This window comes from Caballeronia sp. NK8, from assembly GCF_018408855.1.
Taxonomy (GTDB): Bacteria; Pseudomonadota; Gammaproteobacteria; order Burkholderiales; family Burkholderiaceae; genus Caballeronia.
The window spans coordinates 339,211-354,607 of sequence record NZ_AP024324.1; the positions used below are offsets into that span (position 1 = coordinate 339,211).

Genomic DNA, 15,397 nt, shown 5'->3' on the forward strand with positions numbered 1-15,397 from the left:
AACGACATCATGCGGGACACGGAAGCAAACACGACGCGCCCATTGCAACTGAACGACCTTCAACGGCTCGCCCGCGCGATGCGCGAGCCCGCCCAGCCGGCAACGCTCTTCGACGCGGTCGCGGCAGTCGCCGCCGAGACGATCGGCTTCCGGCTTTTCACCATCATGGCTTACGATGCGCGCAATCACGAGGTCGAGCGCATCTTCACCAACATGCCCGACATCTATCCGGCCGGGGGCCGCAAGACGAAGCGCGACACCGCGTGGGCGACGCAAATCCTCCGTGATTTGCGCCCCTTTCGCGGCGAGACCGCGCACGACATCCGCCGCGCGTTCGACGATCACATGACGATGGCGAACATGGGCCTGGGCTCGATCCTCAACATCCCGATCGCCTATGACGGCGAATGCATCGGCACGATGAATCTCACGCACGTCGAGCACTGGTACAGGCGCGAGCACGAGGACACGGGCGTGCTGCTCGGCTCGTTTCTCGCGCCCGCGCTGGTCTCCCGCATGCCGCTGTACGCCGACGAGACGCCGCGCTCATGAATCGCGCCTCTCCTGAAACCGGGCGCTGGCTGATGGTGTTCGCGCTCGGCTATCTCGCGCTGCTCGTCGACGGCGCCGACGTCATGATGTACGGCCTCACGCTCACGCGCATCAAAAGCGAATTCGGCCTCACCAATGTCGAGGCCGGAGCGCTGGGCAGCCTGACGCTCGTCGGGATGGCGGTAGGCGGCATCCTCGGCGGCTGGGCGAGCGATGCCCTCGGGCGCGTGCGAGTGGTCGTGTGGGCGCTCGCGCTCTTCTCCCTCGGCGCGGGCCTGCTCGGGCTCACGCACACCTTCGCGCAGTTCGCCCTCGTGCGCTTCATCAGCTCGCTCGGGATCGGCTGCATGGTCCTCGTGAGCACGCTCGTCGCCGAATATGTACCGACCGAGCGGCGCTCGCTGATTCTCGGCATTTTGCAGACGGGGGTGTCGGCGGGCTACATCGTCGTGATCTCGCTCGCCAACTGGATCCTGCCGCTCTACGGCTGGCGCATGCTCTTTTACGTCGCGACGATTCCGGTCGTGCTGGCGCTGGCGATTCACTGGTTCGTGCCCGAACCGCCCGGCTGGCGCGCCAGCGTGGCGATGCGGCAAGGCGCGCCGCGCGTGCGCCGCACATGGCGCGAGAATCGCTATTACCTGATCTTCTCGGATCGGGAGGCACGCAAGATGTTCATCCTGTGGGCGCTCGCATCCGTGTTCGCGCTGTCGGGCTTCTACGGGCTGAACAACTGGCTGCCGACCTACCTGGAGAAAGAACTGCACGTGCGCTTCGGCTCGATGGCGGGCTATATGATCGGCACGTATGTCGTCGCGTTCGTGGGCAAGATCGTCGCGGGCTGGGTCGGCGACCTGTGGAGCCGGCGCGGCGTATATGTGCTCGGCTGCATCGGCGCGGCGCTGTTCCTGCCGGTCATCGTGTTTCTTCACACGCGCGAGAACATCGTCTGGCTGATGCTGTTCTTCGGGTTTCTCTACGGCGTGCCGCTCGGAACGATGGGCGCGTTCATGTCCGAGAGCTTCGCTACACGCATTCGCGGCACGGCGGTCGGCGGTTCATATAACGTGGGCCGCTTCTGCTCGGGTGCGGCGCCGGTCGTGATCGGCTATATCGCCACGCAATTTACGTTCGGTGTGAGCTTTCTGCTGGTCGGCGCAGTGTTCTTTCTAAGCGGCATCTGCGCGTTCTTCATTCCCGACCGCCTTTATGACACGAGCGCACCGGAACCGGGTGGTCCCGGCCCAGCGACTCCTGCGCGCGACGCGAATGCCGATCAGGGCGCAGCGCAAGCGCTGACCCCGCGGTGATGTCCGCGTTTCGGGCACAAGATCGGCGTACGACTGGGCGAAACGCTTCAAACTATTGACGGATCGACGTAAGCCGAATTCTCTGCTGAGAGTGTGCCCTTGATAGCGCGCGTGCCAGCGTCAGCGAGGACCTCGCTCCCACCTGCATCGACGACATCATAGGTCTGGCGAGCCACGTCCCTCGGGTCGGTCTTGGGCAAATCGACGTCTTTGGCGAGATCAGTATCCAGAAAGCCGACGTGAAGCCCCACGACTTGCACGTTCTGTCCTCTGAGCAACTCGCGAATGTTATTCGTGTAACTCCATGCGGCCGCCTTCGTGGCCGAGTAAGGCGAAAGGACTGGAACGACCTTCCAGGTCGCATCTGAAAGCACGTTCACGATGGCGCCCTTGCTTGAGACCAACGAATCATGGAAGGCATTCGTCACGCGGATCATGCCGTAGTAGTTTGTTTCGAAGAACCGGCGGGCCTGCTCGACTTCGCGCTCAGTGAAGTGTTCCTGCGTCAGTTCGGCAATACCCGCGTTGTTCACGAGAAGCGTGACATCCGGCGCAGCCTTCGCCGCTGCTGCAATCGAATCCACGTCGTTTACATCGAGCTTGATCGGGATAATGCCCGGCTCCTTGAAGTTGCCGGGGTTACGCATTCCGGCGTACACCTTCGCGGCGCCACGTTCCACAGCCTCACGAGCGAAGGCCAAACCGAGACCACGGCTTGCGCCCGTGACGAATACAACCGAACCCTTGACATTCATGATGAAACTCCAGAGTAAATAAGCCGCAACTACGATTCTTGCGTGAGATGCCTTTCCAACTGATGGCGGCATTCACAACGCTCGCTGGTGGACGGTCTCGAGAGACATAGTCCGAACCGACGCAATCCAAAACCACACTCCGTCTGCTGCGGAAGACTGCTGTTACTCCAGCGAGAAATGACCACCAGATAGTAGTGTGCATATGCACACATGACAAGCTCAAATCCGGGAATTTGATTGCGACGGCGGCAAGAATCTGTTGCTCTGCGTGAGACCAATTCAGAGCGCGTGAAAGACATAAGCGCGAGCAATTGCTCGCTCGCAGGCGCAATCGTCCCGTCTCGCCTGGCACGACACGACGTTTGGTCAGTCTTCGGAAACGGTCATTCGAGACGAGAACCCGGACGTTCCACTCAGGAAGTATGCTCAGAGGGCCGTCAGACGGCGATCCGGAGCATCCTCGAGATTCGCGCGGGTCGTTGCGGCGCGCGCGATCTCGAGCCGGTTGCCACCGCGCGATTTTGCGCCGTAGAGCGCGCGATCCGCGGCTGCGAGCACTTTTGCCAGCGTGTCTTCCTCGGCCCCCAAGCGCGCCATGCCGATGCTCACCGTCGCCGCGATCTCCACCCCGCGCGCCGTGCGCGTGACCGTCTGCGAGAATCGACGAACCACGGCTTCGGCCAGGTCTTTCGCCCGGGCGCTTTCGTGCCCCGGCAGCAGCGCGGCAAACTCCTCACCACCGATGCGCGCCAGGATCGCATCGCGTCCGAGCACGCTGCGGAGAACCGTGGCGAACGACTTCAGCACTTCATCGCCGGCTTCGTGCCCGAAGCGGTCATTGATCGCCTTGAAGTGGTCGAGGTCGAGCGCGAGACAGGACACGGGTGCAAAGGCGTTGCTCTCGCGGATTGCGCTCGCGCCTTCTTCGAAGAACCATCGGCGGTTGCCCAGACCTGTGAGGTAATCGGTCTGCGATTCGCGTCGCAGATCGGCGTGGGCTTCGTCGCGCGCGAGGCGCAGGAGCGTCATGGGCAGAATGACCGAATAGAGCACCCCTTCGTACATCGTCACCTGGCCGACTATCGCCAGCAAGTGCGGTCCGAACGATGCCGCCAGCCACGGCAGAACGGTGGCCCTGAACGCGTAGAAGAGCGCGTGACCGCCCGTGATGGCCACGGCGATGTTGCGCGACTGCTTCCATTTCGAATCGCGGTTGCTGAGGAGTTCGCGCGCGGTCAGACCGCACACCACGGAGATGGGGATGGCGCTGAGATACGCCCACATGACCGCTTCGCCGCGCTCGCCCGCGATGGCCCAGGCGAGCGCGAGTATCGACACGATGCAGAGAGAGATCCGGCCGTAGCGGCGTCCGTTCAGGAGTGCGACGCCGTGCAGGTTCAGCAGATACCCGCCGACGATGATGAGGTTCGCCAGCGCGGAGCCCACGACGCCGGGAAGGCCAGGAACGTTATGCCGAATCGCGGCGGTGGCGCAGCCGAACGCGAGCGTGGCGTAACCTGCTGCGAGCACGCCAAGTTCGCGCCTGCGCCGTGGATACGACCGACGCTCCCAGAGCGTCAGGGCGCTGCTGGCGAGAAGCGTTCCGATTGCTAACAGGTAAAGGGTGATGAGGTCGACACGCATGCGCTCGCTGAGCTTTCTCCCAGCCGAAGACGATCTGACATGACTCGTTTACGGCAGAAAAAACAGAAAATTGAGGAGAGCATGTCTGATTTGGGCTGACGCGTTCAACTCGATTTTGCAGGCTCAGGTTCGGATATTTTTCTCGCAATCATCCCAGTAGCGCAGCGGGTCGTGATGGTCTGGATAACGTGAATCAAGCCATGCTGCGAGCTTGGTCCAATCCGGATGGTTGGTACCCGTGCGCGCCGACCAGATGGAAGACCGCTCGAGAATTCGACCGTTCCCGCGATCGCGAACAAGCACGCTTCCCAACCCGTTCGAGCTGTTTGTCTGGGACTCGATCAGATAACGTGGCAGGATCCTGAGCTCGGCGTTCCTGGCCCAACCGAATAGCGCCCGGACCACGCCGGATGGGTCTCGCAACTCGCAGGGGCCACTTCCTGGGCGAATCATCGTCCAGCCTTCCGGAAACTCGGCGACAACCTCGTCTTTGCCCTCCCTCACCCACTTCACGTGCAAAGCCCGCGCAATGGCTTCGCGCATGCGAGACACCGAGTCATAGCCGCTAGGCAACTCAATTGCCACCGGGAGCGTGATCAGGTTGTCCTTCCAGAGCGTGGATTCGTCTTCGACGCGCTTGACGACGTCGGACGCGTCCGGCCCGAAAGGATTCTCGGGACGCTTCGACGCCCTCGCGGTTGCTCCCGCTGGCAGGCCCTCGAAGAGGCGCTCAGCGTCTTGACGTGTCAGTTTCGGCTTTGCTTTGTTCATGGTCTCTTTGGCTCCTTGGCTGACAGCGAACGCGGCGTTGAGCCTTCCGCCACCACTGGACCCCTGGAAACGTCGTGAGCGGCCTATTTTGCGTGAGAACGATTTGTGAACTCGCGCGATCCGCCCGCACGGCTGTTTGACCGCACGGCCGGACCCGTATCTTCGCCGATGGTCGAAATCGAGTGCTTGAAGATCATCTGGGATCCCGTGGTCGAATTGAGATAGAGCATGTACGTATCGAATGATTGAATGTGCCCAACCAGTCGGATTCCGTTGACCAGATATATCGCCACGCGCTTTCGTTCCTTTCTCAACGCGTTGAGAAAGTCGCCTTGTACACCGGGTTGGTTCTGCGCCATATCAGTTTTGCCTTTGAGATTTGATGAGTTCGAGTCATCCGATCGTGTCCGATCTGCAAGCCACGGATGCTTCAGACAGCATCGAGGCCGTACTTGGCCTCTTGTTCGTAGCGGATCGAATGCAGGATCACGCGCGTGTCGGAACACGCGTACAGGATGAGATAGGCGGAGAGAACAGACTCCCGAAATTCAAACAACTGAGCCTGTGCAGCCAACTGCTCAACTTGCTGCAGCCATGCCTGCGATGCGGCTGAAGTCACTGAATAGAAATTTGCTCGACGACCAATCTTGGGATACTGCTCCAGACGCGCAATAAGCTCAACTATTTCGCCTTCAAGATCGTCGGAACGTCGTGCGGCCGTGCACGCTTCGATGGCATCGAGGGACTCACTGAACGAGTCAGCGACGTCAACGATGATCATGTCTGGCCCTTGCTGCGGCGTTCCTCGGCACGCTCTTGCAACGCGCGCCTGAAATCTTCGGCAGACGATGTGCGCCCGGCGAGCACGTCGTGCATCCCGCGTTCCGCGTCCGAGAGCATCAACAAGCGGCCCCGCTCGTGGCGCTCGAGCTCATGATAATAGTCAAGCTTCCTCGCGTCGACGATCGCAACGAAAGCGGAACCGTTTTTCGTCAAGACCTTCTCAGCGCCGGCGACGACGTCATCGGCCAACTCGGTCAGACGCGCCCGAGCCTCACTGATGGGGACCACGTCCTGCGTGCGGATTGCCATTTTCATGTATCCATTAACGAATTCGTTAAGGTAACACACGCCGCGCGGTCGTGTCTGTCAAGCACGTTTCCCGTGAAACCAAAAAAAGTGCGACCGTCATAATTTTCGGTGCAAGTGTCTATCTACAAATAGATAAGAAACGACGGGAGGCCTTTGTCGTCGACATGCCAATGCCTAACGCTTGACCAGCCCCAGTACGTAAGTGCACGCCTCATCGGTCGAATTGACGAACGTGCATTGCACAGGCGGCCCGAGTTGCAGGCAATCGCCCGCATTGAGCGTATGCGTGACCTCACCCTCCTCGAACAGCAGCGTGCCCGATGTCACCCAGATCTGCTGATGCTGGAAGGTGAACGCGGATGGCGGATAGGACACTCTCGTGTGCGCGGGCAGATTGACCTCGACCAATTCGAGCACCGAACCATTCAGCGGCGACAGCACGCGCCGTGTATATCCCGTCTCCGGATCTTTCCAGACAGGCTGCGCATCCGCGCGGCTGATTCGCAATCCCGCCTGCTCGGCAAGAGCCAGCAAGGTCGATAGTTGCAGTCCGAACGCGCCGGACAGACGGCCGAGCAAGGTCGCGGTCGGGCTAGCCTCGCCGCGCTCGATCTTGCTGATCATGGCTTTCGATACGCCAGAACGCTCCGCAAGCTCGGAAAGCGACCAGTTTCGCCGTTCGCGCTCGATCTTGATGCGCGTGGCAATGGCGTCGGTCGGGTCATTCGTCACTCGGAGCCTCGTCGTCGGTTGGATATCGGAGCGACGCATTATAAGCGGCGGCCAGGTTCGGCCCGCGGCGCAGGTCCGTCGCAGACTTCCAACGCCGAGCGTAAACCCTGAGGCAAATTCTTATTTATCGTAGCCGTTCGTCCACTATAGTAAACGCATCAAGTTCAGGCGTCGCCGGGCGCCATCGAATAAAGGACACGACTATGCCGCAGGAAATCCGCCTCAACGCATTCGACATGAACTGTGTCGGCCACATTCAGCAGGGCCTCTGGACTCATCCGCGCGACCAGTCCGGCCGATACTCCGAACTCCAGTACTGGATGGACTATGCGAAGAAGCTCGAAGCCGGGCTTTTCGACGGACTGTTCCTCGCGGACGTCGTGGGCGTCTACGACGTCTACGGCGGCAGCGCCGATGCCTCGTTGCGCGGCGCGGTGCAGGTGCCCGCCAACGATCCGCTGATGATCGTGCCCGCCATGGCGGCCGTCACGAAGCATCTGGGTTTCGGCGTGACCTGCAACCTCACTTACGAACAACCTTTCCTGTTCGCGCGCCGGATGTCGACGCTGGATCATCTCACCGGCGGGCGTATCGGATGGAACATCGTCACCGGCTATCTGGACAGCGCGGCGCGGGCCATCGGTATCGATCACCAGCTCGCCCACGACGACCGCTATGACCTCGCGGACGAATACATGTCGCTCGTCTACAAGCTCTGGGAAGGAAGCTGGGCGGATGACGCCGTGCTCAACGACCGCGAGAGCGGCGTCTATGCGTCGCCGTCGCGCGTGCGCTCGATTCATCACCACGGCGCGCAATACAAGGTCGATGCGATGCACCTCTGCGCGCCCTCGCCTCAGCGCACGCCGGTGCTCTATCAGGCGGGTTCGTCGACGCGCGGCAGGCAGTTCGCCGCGACCCACGCCGAATGCGTGTTCGTGAACGGGCAGAAGAAGGAAGGTATCCGGGAAATCGTCGGCGACATCCGCCAGAGGGCCGTCCAGTACGGCCGTCGGACAGACGACGTGAACATCTTCATGGGTGCGTCGCTGGTGATCGGCCGCACGGACGCGGAAGCGCGCGACAAGCTCGAAGACTATCGGCGCTACGTGAGTTCGGAGGCGGCGCTTGCACATGCGGCGGCGTCGCTGGGAATCGACTTCTCGCGTTACGACATCGACGAACCCATCGACACGCAGAAGAGCCAGGCCATCGTCTCGAATGTCGAAGCGATGACGCGCAGCGCGGGCCCTCAATGGACACGTCGCAAGCTGCTCGAACAGATGGTGCTCGGCAGCCGGCAGACGCCGTGGGTCGGCTCGGCGCAAAGCATTGCCGATCTGATGATGGCGTGGGTGGAGGAAACCGGCATCGGCGGTTTCAATCTGTCGCGCACGGTGGTGCCCGAATGTTTCGACGACGTCGTCGACCTCCTGATTCCGGTCCTGCAGGAACGCGGCGCCTACAAGACGGCGTATCGCGGCGGGACTTATCGCGAGAAGCTCTTCGGCCATGCGCGCCTGCCCGGATCGCATCCGGCGGCGCAGTATCGCGGCGGCTTCGAGCAGACCCTTTGATACCTCATCTTCAACCAGATCGGGCTAAATCATGATCAACAAGACAAGCTTCCGAGAAGCCATGGCGGGCCTGGGTGCGTCCGTCAACGTGATTACCTCCGATGGCGTCGCCGGGCGCGCGGGCTGCACCGCCTCGGCCGTATGCGCGGTCACCGACGAGCCGCCGACGCTGCTCGTCTGCATCAACCGGTCGAGCCGCAACAACGCCATCATTCGCGAGAACGGCGTCCTGTGCGTCAACGTGCTGTCGGCCGACCAGCAGCACATCGCCGCGCGCTTCGCGACCAGGGACGCCAGCATGGACGAACGCTACGCCTGCGGCGAGTGGAACGCGCTCGAAACCGGTGCGCCGGTCCTCGCGGACGCCATCAGCGCGCTGGATTGCGCGGTCCGTTCCACCACGGAAGTCGGCACCCACACGGTCTTCTTCTGCACCATCGAAGCCACCCGGACACGCAGCGAAGCCGATGCGCTCATCTATTACGCGCGCAATTTTCATCGCGTCGGCAACACGGCTGCCGCTCTGTCGGCCGTGGCTGCCTGAAACGTCGAATTCCGATCGAGATTCTTCAATGCCATTCAATTACCCAAAGATTCAGCTGCTCATCGACGGCCAGTGGCGCGACGCGCCGGGTCAGCCGGTCATCAGCCCGGCCGACGAAACCGTGATCGGCATGGTTCCCCACGCAGCACCGCGTGACCTCGACGACGCGCTCGTCGCGGCGCAAGGCGGGCTTCAGGTCTGGAAGCGCACGCCGCCCGCGCGGCGCGCGGAAGTCATCCTGCGTGCGACGGAGCTATTGCGCGAGCGGATCGAGACGATCGCGCCGGTCATCGCGATGGAGCAAGGCAAGACGCTGGCGCAAGCGCGCGCCGAAGTGCTGCGCAGTTGCGACCTGATGGCCTGGGACGCGAATGAAGGCAAGCGTCTGTACGGCCGCGTGATTCCGGCGGAACCGGGCATGCGGCACACGGTGATCCGCGAACCGCTCGGTGTCATCGCCGCGTTCACGCCGTGGAACTTCCCGATGAGTTCGCCCGCGCGCAAGGTCGGCGGCGCACTGGCGAGCGGCTGCGCGATCATTCTCAAGCCGGCAGAGGAAACGCCGGCGGGCGCGGTCATGCTCGCGACCGCACTGATGGATGCGGGTCTTCCCCCGGGCGTGCTCAATCTCGTCTACGGCGACCCTGCGCAGATTTCGGAGCATCTGATCTCGAACCCGGTCGTGCGAGGCATCACGTTCACCGGCTCCACGCCTGTCGGCAAGCACCTCGCCGGGCTCGCCGCGCGCTTCATGAAGCCGGCGATCATGGAGCTAGGCGGGCACGCGCCCGTGGTGATCAGCGACGACATCGACGTCGATTCGGTCGCGCTCGCCTGCGTAAAGGGCAAGCTCAATAACGCCGGACAGGTCTGCGTGGCGCCGACGCGTTACTTCGTGCATCGCGCGGTCTATGACGCGTTCGTGTCCGCATTCGAGCGGCATGCGAAGCAGATTCGTGTCGGCCATCCGCTCGAATCCGGCAGCGATATCGGCCCGCTCACCAGCCGCCGCAGGCTCGAGGCGATCGAAGCGCTGGTCCAGAACGCGCTGGATGCAGGCGCGCGTCTGATGTGTGGCGGCAAACGACTGCCCGGAGCGGGTTACCTGTTCCCGTTCACGGTGCTCGCCGACGTGCCCGACTCCGCCCGCATCATGCACGAGGAGCCTTTCGGACCGGTGTGCCTCGTCACGCCGTTCGATTCGCTCGATGAAGCCATCGCCCGGGCCAACGCCCTGCCCTTCGGGCTCGCGGGCTATGCGTTCACGCGCTCCGCCGCGACGGCATACCGGCTGGGACAGGAAATGGAGGTCGGGAATCTCGCGATCAACCATTTCGTATCGGCAGTCTCGGAGACGCCCTTCGGAGGCGTGAAGGAAAGCGGCTACGGACGCGAGGGCGGAACAGAAGGACTGGAGTGCTACACGACGGTCAAGAGCATCTCCCACCTGATCGTCTGAGCCGCGCGTCGCGGGCGAACCTGACCTGACAGCATCGGGCGGGAATCGGCCAGATCACCCTACGTGAAGTTTCCTCGCGCTCCGGCGCGTGCAAGACGGAATGCCGGCGGTGAGCATTCCGGGGCAAGGCAACACCGCACAGGTTGACGGCGTTCTCGTCCGGGATATGGCATCCCGCGGCTCCGCTCGTCTTTTCATCACAAAAGCTTGTGGAGTCTCGATGCGTCCCATCCACACCCTCGTCGTTTTGCCGCCCGCGTTCGTATTGCTCGGGCCGTTCTTTCTGAATCGTGTGACGCCGTTCGTCCTGGGCATGCCGTTTCTGCTTGCCTGGCTGGCCGGGACGCTCGTCATCACGTCGATCGTGATGGCCCTCGTCTATCGCTCGGACAGCAAGCACCGCATCAAAACCAGTGAAGAAATGGCGGGAGACCATGCATGAATAGCGCACTTTTGATCATCTTCGCGGCCATGGCGCTCGCGTTGTTCCTGGGCATCCGCGCCCGTCCGGGCAAAGGCATGAGTCTCGAACAATGGGCCGTCGGCGGGCGCGGATTCGGCACGGCGATCGTGTTTCTTCTGATGGCGGGAGAGATCTATACGACGTTCGTGTTTCTCGGCGGCAGCGGATACGCGTACGGACACGGCGGCGCCGCTTACTACATGATCGGCTACGGCAGTCTGTGCTTCGTGCTGTCCTACTGGCTGCTCCCGCCGATCTGGCGATATGCGAAGCAACGCGGCCTCATCTCGCAACCCGACTTCTTCGCCGCGAAGTACAACAGCCCGCTGCTCGGCGTGCTGGTGGCGATCGTCGGCATCGTCGCGCTCATTCCGTATCTGGTGCTGCAACTGAAGGGGCTGGGCATCATCGTGACGGTGGCCTCTTATTCGGCCGTGTCGTCCACGCAGGGCGTCTGGATCGGGGCCACGGTCGTCGCCGTCTATGTGGCGCTGTCCGGCGTGCATGGCTCCGCATGGACCTCGGTCGTGAAGGACATTCTCGTGATGGGCGTCGCAGTCTTTCTGGGGCTGTATCTGCCGTTCCATTACTACGGCGGGATCGGCTCCATGTTCGCCGCCATCGACGAAGCGAAGCCGGGCTTTCTTGCCTTGTCGTCACGTGGTGAAAGTCCGGTGTGGCTCGTCTCGACGGTGCTGCTCTCGACACTCGGCTTCTACATGTGGCCGCACATGTTCATGGCGACGTACACCGCCAGACGCGAGGACGTGCTGCGCCGGAATGCCTATGTGCTGCCGATCTATCAACTCATGCTGCTGTTCATTTTCTTCGTGGGCTTCGCGGCGGTCCTGCGCATTCCGGGCCTCAAGGGAACCGAAATCGACCTTGCGCTGCTCAAGATCTCGATGGCGACTTTCGATCCCTGGTTCGTCGGCGTGATCGGCGCGGCCGGCGTGCTGACCGCGATCGTGCCCGGTTCGATGATCCTGATGACCGCATCGACCCTGCTTGCGAACAACGTCTACCGCGTGGCGCGCCCCAACGCGAGCAAGCAGCACATCGCCGCGTCGGCGCGCTGGATTGCGCCGGTCATCATGCTGGGCGCGGTCTTCTTCACGCTTCAGGGCGGCCAGACCATCGTGTCGCTGCTGCTCATGGCGTACGCCCTCGTGACGCAGTTGTTTCCGGTCCTCGTCGCCTCGCTGCTGCGCCATAACCCGGTCACGCGAGCGGCCGCGTTCGCGAGCATCATCGTCGGCGAAGCGACCGTCGCCGCCGTGTCCCTCACCAGGAGCACGATCGCACAACTGTTTCCGTTCCTTCCCGACGCGCTGAAGGACCTGAACGTAGGCATCGTTGCGCTGGTGCTCAACGTGATGACGCTGGTCGTCGTGACCTTGCTCACGAGGCGCGCGACCGATGAAGCTCGCAGCGGCGCGACGGCGCTTTGACGAGCACGGCCCTTGCGAGCGTTTCAGACTCTCGCAAGGGCGTATCGAGGATGACACGATGAACAGACATTCCGAAGACTGCGAGTCCGGGTTCAAGATTGCCTACGTCGAGGCGGGATGGCACCAGGACATTCTGGCGCCGGGCAGGGAAGCCTTCGCGCGCCGCATGCAGAGCAAGGGCCTCGACGGCAGCCGGATCCACTATTTCACCGTCCCCGGCGCTTTCGAGATTCCGTTGTTCGCGCGGCGTCTCGCCGCCAGCGGACGTTACGCCGCGATAGCAGGCGCGGCATTCGTCGTCGACGGCGGAATCTATCGCCATGATTTCGTCGCGAGCACGGTCGTCGACGCATTGATGCGCGTGCAGCTGGACGAGAACGTCCCCGTCTTCTCGATGGTGCTCACGCCGCACCACTTCCACGAGCACGCAACTCATCTGCACTTTTTCAAGGATCACTTCTCGATCAAGGGAAGCGAGCTGGCCGAGGCCTGCATGCAGCAGCTACTCGGCCTCGAAGCCCTCGACAGGTATCGGGTCGAGACGCTGACATAGACACCGGAAGAGCATGAATTCAGACACGACAACCCGGCTCGGCGAGCTGATCGACAAGCATCTGCCCCGCTGGGTTTCACTGAGGCACGACCTGCACGCGCACCCGGAGCTGCGCTACGAGGAAGTCCGGACCTCGGACGTGGTGGCCGAGGAGCTGCGGCAGGCCGGCTACGAGGTCACGCGAGGGCTGGGAGGAACCGGCGTGGTTGCGAGCCTCCCCGGCATCGAACCTGCTCGCGCGATTCTGCTTCGCGCGGATATGGACGCGCTGCCTATCCGAGAAACCAGCGAGCACGCGTATGCGTCTCGTCACGAAGGTCGCATGCATGCCTGCGGTCACGACGGGCACACCGTGATGCTGCTGGCCGCTGCACGCGTTCTCCGGCAGCTTCCGGCACTGCCCGGCACGGTTCACTTCGTCTTTCAGCCTGCCGAGGAAGGCGGCGCCGGGGCGAAGCGCATGCTCGACGAGGGCCTGCTGGATCGATTCCCGAGCGAGGCGGTATTCGCGATGCACAACTGGCCCGGTCTTCCGGCGGGGCACTTCGGCTTGCGCGCGGGACCGATCATGGCTGCCGGCACGCGCTTTCGTGTCACGGTGAAGGGCGTCGGCGCGCACGCGGCGCAACCGCATCGAGGTGTCGACCCCGTGCCGATCGCGTGCGCGCTCGTTCTTCAATTCCAGACGCTTTGCGCGAGACACAAGGACCCGGTCGACCCGGCCGTGCTGTCCGTGTGCATGATCCACGCCGGAGAAACGGACAACGTGTTGCCTGAAACAGTCGAGATGCGGGGGACCATCCGCACCTTGTCGTCCCGCTTGCTGAATGAACTCAAGGAGAGCGTGGACCGCCTCTGTCAGGGCGCGGCGCAATCTTACGGCGTGCGGATCGAGACGGAGTTCTTTCAGTACTACCCCGCGACCGTCAATACGAAGGCCGAGACCGATTTCTGCGCGGCCGTGCTGCGCTCGACCTTCGGCGACGAGCGCGTTCATCTGGACGTCGAGCCGAACATGACCTCCGAGGACTTCGGCTTCATGCTGGAGGCCCGGCCGGGCGCGTACGTGCTGGCGGGAGCGGGCGGCGATGCAGGTCTGCATCACCCGGCCTACGACTTCAACGACGCGCTCATTCCGGCAGGCGTCCGCTATTGGGCGGCGCTTGCACACAGTTACTTCCAACGCCCGTTCGAGGCGCGCTGATCCGCGTGCCCGAACGAAACAACAGGAGACACCTCTTTGGCAATGGCGCAATGCACTGGCGTACGGCGAATGCTCGCCGAGCGCGTCGGGCCCGTGACGGTCATCTCGCTCGCGCAGTTGTTCGGCACCTCGCTGTGGTTCAGCGCGAACGGTGCTGCTTCTGAAATTACGCGCGCGTGGCACGCCACCGCCGCGGATATCGGCTGGCTGACGAGCGCGGTGCAGGCCGGCTTCATCCTCGGCACGCTGACGATGTCGCTGACCGGCGGCGCCGACCGGTTTCGCGCGAGTGCCATCTTCGTATGGAGCGCCATTTTCGGGGCCGTCTTCAATGCGATGTTCGCGCTGCTCGCCACAGGGATCGTCTCCGGCGCGATATGTCGATTTCTCGTCGGCATCTGTCTGGCTGGCATCTATCCGATGGGCATGAAGCTCGTCGTCAGCTGGGTGCCGGAGAAAACCGGCCCGGCGCTGGCCCAGCTCGTCGCGATGCTGACGCTGGGCTCGGGACTTCCCCATGCGCTGAAGGTGGCAGGCACCGATCTGCCGTGGCAGGGCATCATCGTGGCGTCTTCGATGCTGGCGCTGCTGGCCGGCGTCCTGATCTTCCTTCTCGGAGACGGGCCGCATACACGAAGCAAATCCCATCTCACCTACAAGAGCACGGCATCCCCATCGCCCGGGGTGTTCCACGCACTCCAACTTCCCGACTTTCGCGGCGCGGCGCTGGGCTACTTCGGCCACATGTGGGAACTCTATGCGTTCTGGACGCTGGTGCCGCTTTACATTGCACGGTCATCGCTGGCGGACGGCATTCACGCAGGCGGCGTTTCCGGTCTTTCGTTTTTTATCTTCGCGGCCGGCTCGGCCGGCTGTCTCGCCGGCGGCATGCTCTCCCGGAGAATCGGCAGTGCGGGCGTCGCCGCGGGCGCGCTGGCGATATCGGGTACGTGCTGTGTGCTGTTCGCCCTGATGTGGCGCGATGCCAGCGCCCCGCTGCTGTTTCTTCTCCTGCTCGTGTGGGGCGCCGCCGTGGTCGCGGACTCGCCGCAGTTTTCCGCGCTCTCCGCCCGGGCCTGTCCGCCCGAGCTCGTGGGAAGCGCGCTGGCCATTCAAAACTCGATCGGCTTCGCCATCACGGTCGTATCTATTTCGGCGGCAACGGCGCTGTTCGAAAGAGTCGGGCTCGACTCGGCGTGGCTGCTCGTGATCGGCCCGATCGCTGGCCTGATGGGATTCGCCCCAGTTCTCAGGCGGCAGACGAGAGGCGCAACGTCGAAAGCGTAGCCG

The 15,397-nt window shown here is 62.9% G+C and carries 17 protein-coding genes; 10 read left to right on the forward strand and 7 right to left on the reverse strand.

Annotated elements, in window-relative coordinates; translation table 11 throughout:
• Nucleotides 1–9: 9 nt before the first annotated feature.
• A complete protein-coding gene (locus NK8_RS23135) occupies nucleotides 10–552 on the forward strand; it encodes a GAF domain-containing protein (RefSeq protein WP_162068386.1) in 543 nt (180 codons plus the stop codon).
• Nucleotides 549–1,862: an MFS transporter gene (locus NK8_RS23140; RefSeq protein WP_213231361.1), complete on the forward strand. Its 1,314-nt coding sequence runs from the start codon at nucleotides 549–551 to the stop codon at nucleotides 1,860–1,862. Before NK8_RS23135 ends, NK8_RS23140 begins: the two co-directional genes overlap by 4 nt.
• Before the next feature lie 47 nt (nucleotides 1,863–1,909).
• Here the strand turns inward: NK8_RS23140 and NK8_RS23145 are convergent, their stop codons facing one another.
• From NK8_RS23145 to NK8_RS23175, 7 genes are all read right to left on the reverse strand, one after another.
• Nucleotides 1,910–2,617 (reverse strand): SDR family oxidoreductase, encoded by a 708-nt coding sequence (locus tag NK8_RS23145; RefSeq protein ID WP_213231363.1) that lies wholly within the window; start codon nucleotides 2,615–2,617, stop codon nucleotides 1,910–1,912.
• A 426-nt stretch (nucleotides 2,618–3,043) separates the two neighbouring features.
• Nucleotides 3,044–4,261 carry a diguanylate cyclase gene (locus tag NK8_RS23150; RefSeq protein ID WP_213231365.1) on the reverse strand — a complete coding sequence of 406 codons (1,218 nt, stop codon included), beginning with the start codon at nucleotides 4,259–4,261 and terminating at the stop codon, nucleotides 3,044–3,046.
• A gap of 123 nt (nucleotides 4,262–4,384) precedes the next feature.
• Nucleotides 4,385–5,032 (reverse strand): hypothetical protein, encoded by a 648-nt coding sequence (locus NK8_RS23155; protein ID WP_213231367.1) that lies wholly within the window; start codon nucleotides 5,030–5,032, stop codon nucleotides 4,385–4,387.
• A gap of 83 nt (nucleotides 5,033–5,115) precedes the next feature.
• The gene (hfq, locus tag NK8_RS23160) at nucleotides 5,116–5,391 is read right to left on the reverse strand and encodes an RNA chaperone Hfq (protein WP_162068390.1); all 276 of its coding nucleotides are present in this window, start codon (nucleotides 5,389–5,391) and stop codon (nucleotides 5,116–5,118) included.
• A 71-nt stretch (nucleotides 5,392–5,462) separates the two neighbouring features.
• Entirely contained in the window at nucleotides 5,463–5,813 is a 351-nt protein-coding gene (locus NK8_RS23165) for a hypothetical protein (protein WP_213231369.1), read from the reverse strand.
• Entirely contained in the window at nucleotides 5,810–6,124 is a 315-nt protein-coding gene (locus NK8_RS23170) for a type II toxin-antitoxin system prevent-host-death family antitoxin (protein WP_213231371.1), read from the reverse strand. The genes NK8_RS23165 and NK8_RS23170 overlap by 4 nt, the downstream gene beginning before the upstream one ends.
• Nucleotides 6,125–6,298: 174 nt before the next feature.
• The gene (locus NK8_RS23175) at nucleotides 6,299–6,895 is read right to left on the reverse strand and encodes an XRE family transcriptional regulator (protein ID WP_162068393.1); all 597 of its coding nucleotides are present in this window, start codon (nucleotides 6,893–6,895) and stop codon (nucleotides 6,299–6,301) included.
• 164 nt (nucleotides 6,896–7,059) lie between these two features.
• Between NK8_RS23175 and NK8_RS23180 the strand changes: the two genes are divergently transcribed.
• The 8 genes from NK8_RS23180 (at nucleotide 7,060) to NK8_RS23215 (ending at nucleotide 15,394) form a co-directional block, all read left to right on the forward strand.
• Nucleotides 7,060–8,433: an LLM class flavin-dependent oxidoreductase gene (locus tag NK8_RS23180; RefSeq protein WP_213231373.1), complete on the forward strand. Its 1,374-nt coding sequence runs from the start codon at nucleotides 7,060–7,062 to the stop codon at nucleotides 8,431–8,433.
• Nucleotides 8,434–8,464: 31 nt separating this feature from the next.
• On the forward strand, nucleotides 8,465–8,977 hold the full coding sequence (locus NK8_RS23185; RefSeq protein ID WP_213231374.1) for a flavin reductase: 513 nt from the start codon (nucleotides 8,465–8,467) through the stop codon (nucleotides 8,975–8,977).
• A gap of 28 nt (nucleotides 8,978–9,005) precedes the next feature.
• Entirely contained in the window at nucleotides 9,006–10,436 is a 1,431-nt protein-coding gene (locus tag NK8_RS23190; protein WP_213231375.1) for an NAD-dependent succinate-semialdehyde dehydrogenase, read from the forward strand.
• A 220-nt stretch (nucleotides 10,437–10,656) separates the two neighbouring features.
• Complete coding sequence (locus NK8_RS23195) at nucleotides 10,657–10,878, forward strand: DUF3311 domain-containing protein (protein ID WP_162068397.1); 222 nt, start codon at nucleotides 10,657–10,659, stop codon at nucleotides 10,876–10,878.
• Nucleotides 10,875–12,350 carry a sodium:solute symporter gene (locus NK8_RS23200; protein ID WP_213231376.1) on the forward strand — a complete coding sequence of 492 codons (1,476 nt, stop codon included), beginning with the start codon at nucleotides 10,875–10,877 and terminating at the stop codon, nucleotides 12,348–12,350. Before NK8_RS23195 ends, NK8_RS23200 begins: the two co-directional genes overlap by 4 nt.
• A gap of 58 nt (nucleotides 12,351–12,408) precedes the next feature.
• The gene (locus tag NK8_RS23205) at nucleotides 12,409–12,903 is read left to right on the forward strand and encodes a 6,7-dimethyl-8-ribityllumazine synthase (protein ID WP_213231377.1); all 495 of its coding nucleotides are present in this window, start codon (nucleotides 12,409–12,411) and stop codon (nucleotides 12,901–12,903) included.
• Between the two features lie 13 nt (nucleotides 12,904–12,916).
• Nucleotides 12,917–14,107 (forward strand): M20 aminoacylase family protein, encoded by a 1,191-nt coding sequence (locus tag NK8_RS23210; RefSeq protein WP_213231378.1) that lies wholly within the window; start codon nucleotides 12,917–12,919, stop codon nucleotides 14,105–14,107.
• Between the two features lie 69 nt (nucleotides 14,108–14,176).
• On the forward strand, nucleotides 14,177–15,394 hold the full coding sequence (locus tag NK8_RS23215) for an MFS transporter (protein WP_225936397.1): 1,218 nt from the start codon (nucleotides 14,177–14,179) through the stop codon (nucleotides 15,392–15,394).
• Nucleotides 15,395–15,397: the final 3 nt, after the last annotated feature.

What these genes read in the sequence shown, in the direction of transcription:
- NK8_RS23135 (WP_162068386.1), top strand. Translation starts at nt 10, where the DNA reads ATGCGGGACACGGAAGCAAACACGACGCGCCCATTGCAACTGAACGAC.
- NK8_RS23140 (WP_213231361.1), top strand. Translation starts at nt 549, where the DNA reads ATGAATCGCGCCTCTCCTGAAACCGGGCGCTGGCTGATGGTGTTCGCG.
- NK8_RS23145 (WP_213231363.1), bottom strand. Translation starts at nt 2,617, where the DNA reads ATGAATGTCAAGGGTTCGGTTGTATTCGTCACGGGCGCAAGCCGTGGT.
- NK8_RS23150 (WP_213231365.1), bottom strand. Translation starts at nt 4,261, where the DNA reads ATGCGTGTCGACCTCATCACCCTTTACCTGTTAGCAATCGGAACGCTT.
- NK8_RS23155 (WP_213231367.1), bottom strand. Translation starts at nt 5,032, where the DNA reads ATGAACAAAGCAAAGCCGAAACTGACACGTCAAGACGCTGAGCGCCTC.
- hfq (WP_162068390.1), bottom strand. Translation starts at nt 5,391, where the DNA reads ATGGCGCAGAACCAACCCGGTGTACAAGGCGACTTTCTCAACGCGTTG.
- NK8_RS23165 (WP_213231369.1), bottom strand. Translation starts at nt 5,813, where the DNA reads ATGATCATCGTTGACGTCGCTGACTCGTTCAGTGAGTCCCTCGATGCC.
- NK8_RS23170 (WP_213231371.1), bottom strand. Translation starts at nt 6,124, where the DNA reads ATGGCAATCCGCACGCAGGACGTGGTCCCCATCAGTGAGGCTCGGGCG.
- NK8_RS23175 (WP_162068393.1), bottom strand. Translation starts at nt 6,895, where the DNA reads ATGCGTCGCTCCGATATCCAACCGACGACGAGGCTCCGAGTGACGAAT.
- NK8_RS23180 (WP_213231373.1), top strand. Translation starts at nt 7,060, where the DNA reads ATGCCGCAGGAAATCCGCCTCAACGCATTCGACATGAACTGTGTCGGC.
- NK8_RS23185 (WP_213231374.1), top strand. Translation starts at nt 8,465, where the DNA reads ATGATCAACAAGACAAGCTTCCGAGAAGCCATGGCGGGCCTGGGTGCG.
- NK8_RS23190 (WP_213231375.1), top strand. Translation starts at nt 9,006, where the DNA reads ATGCCATTCAATTACCCAAAGATTCAGCTGCTCATCGACGGCCAGTGG.
- NK8_RS23195 (WP_162068397.1), top strand. Translation starts at nt 10,657, where the DNA reads ATGCGTCCCATCCACACCCTCGTCGTTTTGCCGCCCGCGTTCGTATTG.
- NK8_RS23200 (WP_213231376.1), top strand. Translation starts at nt 10,875, where the DNA reads ATGAATAGCGCACTTTTGATCATCTTCGCGGCCATGGCGCTCGCGTTG.
- NK8_RS23205 (WP_213231377.1), top strand. Translation starts at nt 12,409, where the DNA reads ATGAACAGACATTCCGAAGACTGCGAGTCCGGGTTCAAGATTGCCTAC.
- NK8_RS23210 (WP_213231378.1), top strand. Translation starts at nt 12,917, where the DNA reads ATGAATTCAGACACGACAACCCGGCTCGGCGAGCTGATCGACAAGCAT.
- NK8_RS23215 (WP_225936397.1), top strand. Translation starts at nt 14,177, where the DNA reads ATGCTCGCCGAGCGCGTCGGGCCCGTGACGGTCATCTCGCTCGCGCAG.